General features: G+C 55.2%; 3 protein-coding genes. 2 read left to right on the top strand and 1 reads right to left on the bottom strand.

All coding sequences use genetic code 11. The annotated features are described in order from the left end of the window. Positions 1–2 precede the first annotated feature (2 nt). Positions 3–1,028: a recombinase RecA gene (gene recA, locus E9954_RS11535; RefSeq protein ID WP_136079317.1), complete on the bottom strand. Its 1,026-nt coding sequence runs from the start codon at positions 1,026–1,028 to the stop codon at positions 3–5. Positions 1,029–1,348: 320 nt separating this feature from the next. Between recA and E9954_RS11530 the strand changes: the two genes are divergently transcribed. Beyond that, on the top strand, positions 1,349–2,938 hold the full coding sequence (locus E9954_RS11530) for a solute carrier family 23 protein (RefSeq protein WP_136080222.1): 1,590 nt from the start codon (positions 1,349–1,351) through the stop codon (positions 2,936–2,938). A 1,377-nt stretch (positions 2,939–4,315) separates the two neighbouring features. Next, positions 4,316–12,340 carry a S8 family serine peptidase gene (locus E9954_RS11525; protein WP_168442180.1) on the top strand — a complete coding sequence of 2,675 codons (8,025 nt, stop codon included), beginning with the start codon at positions 4,316–4,318 and terminating at the stop codon, positions 12,338–12,340. Positions 12,341–12,493 lie beyond the last annotated feature (153 nt).

The following is a 12,493-nucleotide window of genomic DNA, read 5'->3' as shown; positions in this document are numbered from 1 at the left end:
TCCTATTGCCTTTCTGCGGCTTCCTCGCGCGCCTTGTATATGCGCTCGATGACGGAGTCGCAGAGTTCCTGGTCTTCCTTGAGGGCGCGGACGGCGGCATCGCGGCCTTGGCCGAGCTGGGTGCCGTCCATCGAGAGCCAGGAGCCCTTCTTGTCGATGATGCCCGCGTCGATGGCGGCATCGATCACCGAACCGGTGAAGGAAATGCCTTCGGCGTAGAGAATGTCGAACTCGGCCTGGGTGAAGGGGGCGGCCACCTTGTTTTTCACCACCTTGACGCGGGTGCGGTTGCCGTAGACGTTGCCGGCGGAGTCTTTCAGCTGGCCGATGCGGCGGATGTCGAGCCGGACGGAGGAGTAGAATTTCAGCGCGCGTCCGCCGGGGGTGGTTTCCGGGCTGCCGAACATGACGCCCACCTTTTCCCGGATCTGGTTGGTGAAGATCACGATGCAGCTTGAATGGTTGATGGCCGAAACCAGCTTGCGCAGCGCCTGCGACATCAGCCGGGCTTGCAGGCCCACGTGCGATTGCCCCATTTCGCCATCGAGTTCGGCGCGCGGCGCGAGGGCGGCGACCGAGTCGACCACGACCACGTCGAGCGAGTTGCTTTTCACCAGCGCCTCGCAAATGTTCAGCGCTTCTTCGCCGGAGTCCGGCTGGGAGACGAGCAGGTTGTCGATGTCGACGCCGATTTTCTTGGCATAGCCCGGATCCAGCGCGTGCTCGGTATCGATGAACGCCGCGGAGCCGCCGGCTTTCTGCGCATTCGCGATCACATGGGAAACCAGCGTGGTTTTCCCGGAGGATTCCGGCCCGTAGATTTCGACGATGCGCCCGCGGGGCAAACCGCCGATGCCGAGTGCGAGGTCGACCGTCAGCGCGCCGGTGGAAATGGATTCGATATGCTTGTTTGCGGAGGCATCGCCCAGTTTAACGATCGCCCCTTCGCCATACTGTTTTTGGATTTGAGCAACAACTGCGTTGAGTGCGGATGATTTGTCGGTGGGGGCGTCTTTCTTTGCGGCCATGCTGGGGTTCTCCTTCGTCTTGTGCCTTGGGTTGAAAAATGAAGGGCGAATTCTTATCAAACCCCCCGCCCGTGTCAACGTCCCCCGCTTCTAATCGTTCGATATTTTGTGGAGGAGGGGATTCATCCGTACCGGGCAATCGGGCGAAAAATGGGTGGAGTGCTGGACGGTGGGGAGGGAAGGGGATCGCTGCTGCTCAGAGATTAATATAATCCTCAAAAAGACTCGCGTTGGGGGGCGATTGTGGGATAGTCGCGCGCTTTTAGCCGGAAAAATGCACATAACGAAGATCGGAAAATCCCATGCAGAAGACCAATAAGCTGTTTAAACTGAAGATCGAACGTCCGCGCAATGCCAAGAACGACATCCTATCGGGCCTGACCGTGGCGCTGGCGCTGGTGCCCGAGGCGGTGGCTTTTTCGTTCGTGGCCAAGGTCGATCCGGTCATTGGGCTCTACGCCGCCTTCATGATGGGCTTGATTACGGCCATCTTCGGCGGACGACCCGGCATGATTTCCGGTGCGACCGGCGCGGTGGCCGTCATCTTTGCCCCGCTGATGCTGGGGCTCTACGGGGAAAATGTGGATACGGAAACCGCGACCGGCTACCTTTTTTCGGCCGTCATCCTGATGGGCATCCTCCAAATGCTGTTCGGTTTCTTCAAACTCGGAAAGTTTATCCGCCTGGTGCCGCATCCGGTCATGTTGGGTTTCGTGAACGGGTTGGCCATCATCATCTTCAAGTCGCAGTTCGAAATGTTCTATGTCGGCCATGGCGAAGAGGCGCATCTGCTCAACCCCGCCGCGCTGGGAATCATGGGCGGCATGATTGCGCTGACGATGGCGATCAGCTTTTTCCTGCCCAAGCTCACCAAGGCTGTGCCGGCCACGCTCATGGGCATTGTCACGGTAACCATCATTTCCATCGTGCTCAAAAAGTTCGGCATCCACGAATCGCGCAACGTGCTCGACTTTGTGCAGGGGATGGACCCAACCAAGGAAACCATTGCGGCCGGCTTCCCGACGTTTGCGTTCCCCCATATGCCCCTCACCTGGGCCAATATTAAAATGATTCTGCCCTATTCCGCGCTCGCCGCCGCGGTCGGCCTGATTGAATCGCTGATGACCCTGACGCTGGTGGATGAAATCACCGAAACCCGCGGGCGGGGCAACAAGGAATGCATTGGCCAGGGCCTGGCCAACCTGGTCAACGGGTTCTTCGGAGGCATGGGCGGTTGCGCCATGATTGGCCAAAGCATGATCAATATCCGCGGCGGTGGACGCGGGCGCACCTCCGGCATCTCCGCGGCGCTGTTCCTGCTGGCCATCCTGCTCTTCGCCGCACCGCTCGTGGAAATCATCCCGCTCGCCGCGCTCGTCGGCGTCATGTTCATGGTCGTGATCGGCACCTTCGAATGGTCGAGCTTCCGCCTGGTCGGCAGCATCCCCAAGATGGATCTCTTCATTATCGTTCTCGTATCGGTCGTGACCGTGCTGCACGACCTGGCGATCGCCGTACTCGTCGGCATCGTTGTCTCCGCGCTCGGCTTTGCCTGGCAGCACGGAAAGAAAATCCACGCCAACATCAAGACCGATGAGCACGGAACCAAGGTCTACCACCTTGAAAGCGCGCTCTTCTTCGGTTCCGCCCAGTCCTTCAAGGATCTGTTCGATCCGCTCAACGATCCGCAGGATGTCGTCATCGATTTCGAGAACGCGCGCGTCTACGACCACTCCGCCATAGAGGCCATCAACAATATCACCGAGCGCTATGCCGACCAAGGCAAGTCGTTGCACCTGCTCAACCTCAGCCCGGAATGCCTGGAACTGATGGAAAAGGCCGACAACATCATCGAGGTCAGCGTCATCGAAGGGCTCGACTGGCACATCGCCGACGACCGGTTGGACTAGCCCGCACCGGCCTCGCCCGCTGGCGCGAGTGGGCGGGATCAATGGGCGGTTCCAACGGAGCGGGGGCTTTCTTGCCCCCGTCGGGGACAGGAATGTCCCCGCTCCCGCACCAACCATTCCCCGCCGGGAAATGCCCCCGCACCGCCGATGTACCGCTTGCTGCCCCGCCGAGCGACCCTATTCCCAGCACCGCATCTTTCTGCCTAAAAATGTTTCTACCCTAATCACCGGATGGACAGGATCGATGGGCGGTTCTAGGAACCGGCCACTACATGTTCCGCACTGCTGTAGTGGTGGTTGTCATTCCCTTCGGTCATTCCAATGTTCCATATTGGCTTCCTCATCTTCGCTTCGTCTCTTAGAAGCACGCCCGCCCCCCTTTTTTGTCCCTTTTTTCCGCAAATGAGAACCCTATGAGGATGCCGATTTTTTACAGGACGATTAATGACAAGACGATTTGCGGCGCGGACGATTTTTTTAGGTGGAAATATCCCATGCGGACGGGAGATCTTTGTTTCCTCGCGTCTTAGCGGTCGAATAAAATCATCCTGTCATAAAAAACATGCGCAGTGATAATTCGCGTTCATTGGCGTCAATTTACGGTTGCTATCTCTTCGGTGGAGGGCGTAGCTCGTATATCCGATACGAGTTCCTGTTGCCCGAAAAACGCGGATCGGATATCCGCGCTACGCTCAGGTTTTTCGTGTATTTCGAGGTTTGCCGTTCATTCGCAGTTGCTTTTCGTCCGGGCGGGAAAGGGGCGGTTGCTGGCTCTCCAGTGACAAAGGGGAATGAGAGCCGTAGCTCGTATATCCGATACGAGTTCCTGTTGCCTGGAAAAACGCGGATCGGATATCCACGCTACGCTCAGGTTTTTCGTGTATTTGGTGTATTTCGTGGTTTGCCGCCCGAGCGCGGTTGCTTGCTCCAATTTCCACCTGCCCGCCGCCGAGCGGAAAATAGTCCTGCCACAAATAGTCCTGTAAAAAACCGAGCCCTGGTTTTGTGATCTATGCGTTCTCTTGTGGCTAATCACCCGTTGATTTCCATCCCGTCGAAAAAAAAGTGCTTTTTAGAATAAGATTCCGATTTCGCATCCGTATGTGGTTGTTAATAGTGCGTAAAAATTTGTGAAATATTGCGATGAGCTAGTAAAAAATACTAAAACACAAAATAAATCATGAACTTATTGACATGCTGTTTTGTCGGTGTATGTTGAAAACGTTGCTCCGCTGGCCGGGAGACCATGCGGACAACATAACCTCCGGGGTCTGGGGTGATTCTGGAAGCAACATTTATAAACTATCAGGGAGGTTTATCATGACCAAAGGGTTGTTGTTTTCTGTTGTTTCGTGCCTAGCTCTCGGACTCGTATCCATGAGTGCGTTTAGCACTGAAATGGTGACTGTTCCCGCAGGAACAAACGGTGGAGTTGATCCTGATTTCGGCTCTTATTCGCTTACCATGACCAATACCGTACTCATGGATGCCACCGAGATTTCTTATTCAACTTGGCGGGATGTCTGCGAATGGGCGGTCACCAACGGATATCAATTCGATAATCCTGGCGAAAGGAAGGACGTTGGCCATCCTGTTCATAGCATCGACTGGTACGACTGTGCCAAGTGGTGCAATGCCCGTAGCGAAATGGACGGTTTAACTCCCTGCTATTCCGTTACAGGTGGAGTTTACCGGACAGGCTCCCACGATGCGGTTACCGATTACAATGCTAGTGGCTACCGGTTGCCCACATGGACGGAGTTTGAATATGCTGCCCGTGGTGGACTCGCTGGCCAAAGATTTCCGTGGGGCGAATTCATTACGCACGGGGAGGCGAACTATTTTTCTTCGAGTGCATTCGACTATGATCTGAGCCCGACCAAAGGCGGGCATCCGGATTATGCCTATGGGGACGATCCTCATTCTGCGCCGTGTGGTAGTTTTCCCCCGAATGCATACGGGCTTTACGATATTTCAGGCAATATTTGGGAATGGTGCAATAACGCCGCCGGGACTGATCGCCATGCAAGAAGCGGTGGCGGAAATGGCGATGCACGTTGGCTGCGTTGTGGTGCATCAAAATCGGTTGAAGCTGGTGGGCTGAGTGATGAGGAATACCATTCTCTGGGATTCAGAACTCTTCGGGCATTCAATGTGGTGGAGAATCCTGAATTTAGTCCGGATGGCGGATTGCATCCGGGCGGTAGCGTGCAGGTTGCAATTACCTGTGGAACAGTCGGGGCGACCATCCGGTATGAAACCGGTTCCGGAACCGTGCCAGGTGCGGATCCCGATGAGTCATCGTCCGTCGTGCCTGTTTCAGGCATGGTTTCCGCTCCCGTTCCTGGGTGGCTGAAAGCCAAGGCCTGGAAGGACGGCGCCAGCCCAAGCATCGTTAAGAGCGCGGTATATGGGGAATCCGGTGGAGGAGTGCTGGCCGGATGGCGATATCCCATGAACGACATGATCGGACACGCCTGCCTCGAACAAGGCGCGACTGTTTCTTTGGGCGGAGCAATGGCCGTTCAGCATACCATCGCGGATGTCGAGTCGGTCTTGACCGGCGATGTGGATGGCGATGGCCAACTCGAGATCGTAGTTTCATCGGGAAGCACCATGCGGATCCATAACGGTTCCGGAGTCCTGGAGCACACAGTGGATCTGCCGCGGGACTCATTCCTTGCCATGCTTGAAGACGCGGATGGCGATGGAACTCCCGAGATATTCCTTGGGGGAAAGGGCTCGGGGTTCACCTCCTATGTGTACGACGGGAACGGCACCCTTTTGCAGGCCTTCGAGGGGCTACACGCAGGCGGTTCCGATGTAACCATGCGACCGATCGGTCTGAGCAACGGCAAGATGCTGGTTGGCTACAATGCCGGTTATGCCCGCACGCCGCGCGGCGTTGCCGCCTTCGACTACGGGACAGCTGCTGAAGAGTGGTATTACCAGATCGGTCCGGCCAACGGCCTATATTCCGTGGCGGATATGGATGCGGACGGGAATCTGGACATCACGATGTCGGCACACACCGTCCATAATGGTGCCAGCGGGAACGGCACGACCGACGGGGATCTATACACGATCGTGGTCGATGAGGACGGTACAGGAAAACTGACCCGAATCTACGATTCCCCCAGCAACGGGAACTCCTCCCACGTGTTTGTCGATCTCGATGCGGATGGAACGCATGATGTCCTCGGTTTCAAGGGGCATGATTCGACCTACTATCCCGGACAGGCGAAAATCCATCGGTTCGCAACCGATGGCACGGTACTCAATACTTTCAACGGGCCGAACAACAGTCGGTGGACTGGACTGCATGCCGTCGGGGATCTGGACGGCGACGGTGTACCGGAAATCGTTGCCACGGCATATTACTCGGCAACATCAACCAAAACATTTGTTTTGGATGCCAACCTCGTGCAACTTGCGGAAAGTAGCATCGTTGGGAAAGTTGAGTTACTCGCGGATATCGATGGGGACGGGCACCGGGAAGTGGTGTTGCTCTCGCCTGATGGGATGGTCAGCCTTCTGGGGCAGGATCTTTCCTTGCTTTCTTCGCTACAAATAGAAGGCCAGGGTAGCGAGATCATTGCAAGCGATCTTGGGGGCGACGGACGGATTGAGTTGCTGTGCCGCGTCGGAGGGAACCTGCATATCGTGCAGTTTCTTACTCCGGATGGCTTAACGATTGAACCCAATGCTTCATTTGTTTCATCAGGAACCACGGGCGTTGGCTTCGATCCGTCCAGCATGACCTACTCGCTTTCCAACACAGGGACAACGGCCTTGGCGTGGACGGCGGTGTGCGGGGATTCATGGATCGACCTGTCGGCGGAGGGCGGCACGCTCGCTCCTGGAGCAAGCTATGAGCTGGTTGTCGGATTCTCGGTGGATACCTTGGCCTTGCCCGCCGGTTCCCACGAGGCATTGGTTGAAATTGCTGTTCAGGGAGCATCCTCCACACAGCAAAGAACGGTGTTGCTTACCGTGGTCGAGCCAACGGGCGACATCGCCGTCGAGGATTCAATCCTGCCGATCAACGACCGCGCGATGGATTTCGGTCAATCGGTGCTGAATGAGGAGAGTGTCGAACAGATCACGATCCAGAATACTTCGGCCCAATATGATCTGGTGGTAGAAGGCGTGGGGCTTTCCTGGTCGGAAAGCGGTGGAGCGCAAGCGCTCAACGATGGGGCTTGCGGTGCGGATACGAAACAGGACGCCATTGCGACGGCAAGCCAGACGCCGCCACCTACAACCATTGTAAGCAACGCGGAATACCGACCGGGCGTATTGCTGGTTGGCTATACTTCTGGGAAACAGATAACGGCTGCGGCAAAAGCCGATCTGCATGTGGCCATGGGCACGGAATCCATTAAAACCTTCAGTCGTATTCCGGCTGAAATGGTCAAATTGCCTGTAGGTGCCAAGCTAGAGAAAATGATTGAGGCGTATACAGGGCAACCCGGTGTGGCTTATGCGGAACCGGACTACCTGCTCAACGCGTACGACCTGCCGGACGATTCTCGCTTCGCCGAACTTTGGGGCATGCACAACACCGGTCAGACCGGAGGAACGCCCGGAGCGGATATTGGTGCAGCGGAGGCCTGGGACATCACCACCGGCAATACCAATGTTATCGTCGCCGTCATTGATACGGGCATCGACTATACCCATCCCGACCTGGCCGCAAATATGTGGGTGAACCATGGCGAGATTGCCGGAAACGGAGTGGACGATGACGGTAATGGATTTGTGGATGATGTGCATGGCTACGACTTTGCCTACAACGATTCCAATCCGATGGATGGCGGTGGGCATGGTACGCATTGCGCCGGAACCATCGGTGCGGTGGGTGGCAATGGTGTTGGAGTCGCTGGTGTTAACTGGCGCGTGCGCCTAATGGCCGTGAAGTTCTTGAACGACAGCGGGAGCGGATATACCTCCGATGCCGTTGATTCGTTGGAATATGCCGTGGCGAACGGTGCCCACATTTCCAATAATTCCTGGGGCGGCGGCGGATATTCATCGACGCTTAAGGCCGCGATCGATGCTGCTGGAGCCTCCGGCCATTTGTTCGTTGCGGCGGCTGGCAACAGTGGCGCCAACAACGATGCGAACCCCCACTATCCCTCCAGCTACGACTGCGACAACATCTTGGCCGTGGCTAGTAGCGACCACAACGACAACCGTTCCGGCTTCAGTTGCTACGGGGCGAACAGTGTCGATCTCGCCGCGCCGGGCAGTTCCATTCTCAGCACGGTGCCTGGTGCCGGGTATGGTGTAAAGAACGGCACCTCGATGGCCACGCCCCATGTATCCGGTGCGGCAGCTTTACTTAAATCCCAGAAGATGAATGCTTTGTATTCCGAGCTGAAACAACTACTGATGAACGGGGTCGATGTGCTTCCGCAGTGGGAGGGGCTTGTCATGACCGGCGGACGCCTCAATGTCGCCAATTCGCTGTTGCTCAGCGAGCCCCCGTTCGTGCTTGAAAACCAGCCAACATGGCCGGTCACGCTGTCTCCGGGCGGCAGTATCACCTTTGATGTCCGAAAAACGGCTCGCCGGGCGGGCTTGCACGAGGGCTTGGTTTCCATCGACTGCAATGATCTGGAAGAACCGGTGGTGAATGTCGGTCTGTTTTCTGACGTGGTGTGTGACTGGATGTCGGTCATGCCGCAGGACGCCATTGGGATCCTGCATGAAGCAGGAACCGCCCCCGTTGCCATATCCGCATCGTTTGCGCTTGAAAACCTGGGTTCCGGAAGCATTACGTGGAACGTTTCCGGCGCACCCTGGTGGTTGGGCGTTGATCCCGGTCAGGGTAGCCTGGCGGTAGGTGCATCCAACGTGGTGGGACTGGCACTCGATCCAGGTGTGTCCGACCTGCCGCAAGGAACGTATGAAGCCGTATTGGCGTTTTCCAACGATACCCATGGCATGGTTCAGCAGAGGGTGGTTGAACTGACGGTCACACCGGCAACCATAGCCTTCTTCGCTCTCGACACCGATCCCGGATGGACGATGGAATCCGGGTGGGAGTTTGGCGTTCCGCTCGGGGGTGGATCCTACAGTGGCGATCCGGTATCCGGACACACCGGTGCCAACGTCCTTGGTTACAACCTGGCCGGCGATTATCCAAACAACCTGTCGGAATATTGGCTGACATCTTCCCCGGTCGATTGCTCGGGGTTCACCAACGTCCAACTGCGTTTCTGGCGCTGGTTGGGGATTGAGAGTTCGTCATATGACCATGCCTCGATCGAAGTGAGTAACGATGGTTCTAGCTGGCATTCCGTATGGTCGCACGATGGAGGCTCGTTCTCGGAAGCCAATTGGAATGAAGTGGTCTACGACATTTCCGCAGTCGCCGACGGCGCGGCTTCGGTCTGGGTTCGCTGGGGCATGGGGACGACCGACTATTCCATCACCTATCCGGGGTGGAATATCGACGATATCATCTTCGAAGGAACGCCTCTGGGCGTTTATGATACGCCGATCCACTACGTGAACGTCAGTAACTCCACTCCGGTGGTTCCATACGCAAGTTGGGCTACGGCGGCGACTAGTATTCAGGATGCGGTCGATGCCGCGTCGAGCAACGACACCGTACTGATCGCCGATGGAACATACCTTCTTTCGGTGGAAATCACTGTGACCAACGCGATCCTTGTCAGGAGCCTCAACAGTCCTGAAGCAACCATTGTGGATGGCCAGGGTTCCGTTCGCTGTTTCAACCTTGGTTCAAGTGCCTGTGTGTTGAGCGGTTTGTCGATACAGAATGGCTATGTAGACTACCACGATTCCTTTGGTTCACGTGGTGCTGGGGTTCTTTGCGCATCACGAGACCCTTTGATTGAGCACTGCATTGTTTCCAGCAATACGGCATCGGGAACAGGAAATGGCGGAGGTGTTTTTGGTGGAACAATCAACTACAGCATCATTGAAAATAACTCTGGTGGTTACTCGGGAGGCGGGTGTCAAGATAGTCTGGTTCTGAATTGTCGTATTCTCGGAAATAATGGTTCCTTTGGAGGTGCGGTCGCTTACGGAATTACCAAGAATTCATTAATCCGAGGGAACCGAGGTTGGCAAGGTGGTGCACTATGGGAGAGCGCTGCATATAATTGCACCATTGTCGAAAATGAAGCACAACCTGGTAACAAGGGAGGATTGGTGCGTAGCGATGCATACAACTGTATTATTGTAGGGAATGAAGGTGTTGATATCGATCTTCAGTTTGGGAGTTCTTCCCACACCTGCTCTCCTGATGTGACAAACGGGGTGAACGGTAATATAACAAACGCTCCGGTATTTGTTGATGCAGTTGTCGGCAATTATCATCTTGCTCCAAGCTCACCTTGCATTAATTGGGGAGACAATGTCGTTGTTTCTGGAGCAACCGACCTGGATGGTAATCCACGTTTAGTTGGAGCGTATGTCGATATGGGTTGCTATGAATATCAGGGTTTAGTAGATCCGGATGACAGCGATGGTGATGGTTTGCCTGATGAGTGGGAGCGCCTGCACTTTGGCGGCAATGTTGATCCTGACAGTGATGCTGATGGCGATGGTCAGGTCAACTGGCAGGAACAAATCAGTGGCATGGATCCCCGATCTAGTGCCTCCGTCTTTGCCGCTTCCAACTTTGTTGGCACAGCGACGGGAGAACGCATCATCCAGTGGCCGAGTGCGGAAGGTCGCTACTACAACGTTTATTGGAAGGAGGATCTGCAATCCGAGGCGGGGTGGATCCCGGTGGGTGTCAACATTGAATCCGGCATCTTCACGGATACGGTGCATGGTGCGGAGTCGCATGGCTTCTATAAGCTAGAAGTCGGAACGGAACCCGTGTCATCTGCAAACAAGGTGCTGTCGGGGATTGCGTTGGATATTCCATGGCTGGATTATCGGGATTATGCTCCACTTGCATATGCACCTGTTAGGTGTTGGGCTCACTATTCAGATGGATCAAGTAGTAATGTGTCTGCTGTTTGGGAAGAGGATTCGCTCGATGCATGGATCAGTGGTGGTTATTTTGAGGCTGAGGTGAAGTCAGATGATTATGGTGTTACTGTGTCTTGCTCCTATGGAGGTTTAACGGATTCGATGATGCTTACCATTTCCGGACGCCCAGTGATTACTGATGTTGAAGTTGTTGGGCCGACGAGTGTGACGCCTTCATCTCCTTGGGGCGATTTTTACTATGATTGCATTGTGACCTACTCGGACGGATCGTCAGTTGATATGTCAGGTGAGGCAGTATGGAGTGACGATTGGCCGTCGGTGGGCATGAATTCCGGTGGTTGGTTGCAGGTTCCGTACGGCTGGACTGAGCCGATAACAGTTACGGCGACAGTGACTGAATATGCCACAGACTACAGTGGTAGCTTGGTGGTGCACGTTAATCCTACGCTTGATTATGTTTCGATTAGTGGCCCCGCGTCGGTGGATGAAGGGGAAACTGGGCAGTATAGCTGCACCGCTCATTATAGTGACGGTTCAAGTTATGGCGTCGATGCCGATTCATACGACCTGGATGGTTTTGCATATGCCACCATTGATTCTTCCGGATTGCTGACTGCATTGTCGGTTGGCGCAGATGAGGTATTCTGGCTGTCGTGCGAATATGAAGGTCGGTCGGATTATATGGAGGTAACCATCAGGAATGTTTCTGTTCCCCAACCCGCCGATACGGTGCTGATTGATGCCGGTTCAAATCCTGTGGTTGATCCTGTATATGGAAGCGAGACGCTGACCATAACCAATGCAATCTACATGGATCAGTATCTGGTTACGTCCAGTTTATGGTATCAGGTCTATGATTGGGCGGAGACCAATGGGTATGACATCAGCATAAATGGCGTAGCAAACGGGGCGGATCATCCAATAACCCAGGTTAATTGGTACGACTGCGCCAAGTGGTGCAATGCCCGTAGCAGGATGGAAAACCGTTCACCCTGCTATAAGCTGGGCGGCAACGAATTCAAATCGGGCGAGGTGGATAGTATCACCACCGATTTCAATGCCAACGGCTTCCGGATGCCAACCCACCTCGAGTGGGAATATGCCGCTCGCGGAGGGCACAGTGCCTACCGTTATCCTTGGGGAAACAGCATTTCGTCCAGTGATGCCAACTATGGCAATAATGTGGGAGCGACAACTCCGGTGGATCAATATTCGCCCAACGACTATGGCCTTTACGACATGGTCGGCAATGTGTGGGAATTGTGCGACACGCAATATCAAACGGGTGAGCGCGCAAATGCCGGTGGAGGTTTTTCCTCCAGCACAAACGCTGTGCACTGTGGGTATGCGCGGGATGTAATGGCGGATCAACCGGCAACAACACGCTGGCACATTGGCTTCCGCACCGTATGCCTTCCGGAATAGCACATGTGGGGCAGGCATTCCTGCCTGCCCTGTTTCTGATGTGGAGTCAGGCAGAAATATTTCAGGCAGAAAAATGAATGACATGCTGTTGAGGAGATATTTCTGCCAACTTATTTTTCTGCCAGCCCTTGCTGTAGACGCCTTCGCGAGCAT

It is taken from the genome of Pontiella desulfatans, assembly GCF_900890425.1.
GTDB lineage: Bacteria > Verrucomicrobiota > Kiritimatiellia > Kiritimatiellales > Pontiellaceae > Pontiella > Pontiella desulfatans.
Note: the sequence above shows the minus strand (reverse complement) of the source record. Positions and strands in the feature narration are given on the sequence as shown.